Raw genomic sequence first — 551 nt, forward strand, 5'->3', positions numbered from 1 at the left:
TTTAAAGAATCTATCTCCGAAAAAGAGGCTAAAGCACGCTCTATTAGCTTCGATTCCATCGGACAATCCATCTCTTTCACATAGAGAATATCTTGCCGATATCCCGCAGGAATGGCACTCTCTATCGGCTCATACTCTTGCGTTGGCAATGTGCAACAACTCTCTCCTTTTGGATGTTCATGCGCATCGAGACAATCTGCCCCCTCTTTTGAGTCGGCAACACAATCATGATGCTGAGCATCATGGCAATCGATGATGCGCTCATCTTCTCGATTCTCCTTAGCTACTGCGCAACAACTCTCAGCATTCACTCTACCTACCATTTTTATACCTTCCCTCAAGTTATGAAAGATTCTTATGAGAACGCTATTAAACACCCTATAGTTACTATAGGGTCAAGCAATTGATGTAGAATAGAAAGGAACAATCGAGATAAGGAGAAAAAATATGAAAAAGCGGGCTTTACAAGGGAATAAGACCTATTTAATTGGTGAGTTAGCGACCTTAAGTCGCGTGCCGGTAGAGACCATTCGCTTCTATGAGAAGGAGAA

General features: G+C 42.5%; 2 protein-coding genes. One reads left to right on the forward strand and one right to left on the reverse strand.

Annotation, left to right across the window (positions count from 1 at the left end; genetic code table 11):
* A partial coding sequence (locus FK268_RS26140; RefSeq protein WP_205124549.1) for a hypothetical protein occupies positions 1 to 311 on the reverse strand: 311 nt, incomplete at its 3' end.
* Between the two features lie 136 nt (positions 312 to 447).
* On the opposite strand from FK268_RS26140, the gene FK268_RS26145 reads away from it, so the two are divergent.
* A partial coding sequence (locus tag FK268_RS26145) for a MerR family DNA-binding transcriptional regulator (RefSeq protein ID WP_497997386.1) occupies positions 448 to 551 on the forward strand: 104 nt, incomplete at its 3' end.

Origin of the sequence: Tsukamurella sputi, assembly GCF_007858445.1 — a bacterium.
Classification (GTDB): domain Bacteria; phylum Actinomycetota; class Actinomycetes; order Mycobacteriales; family Mycobacteriaceae; genus Tsukamurella; species Tsukamurella sputi.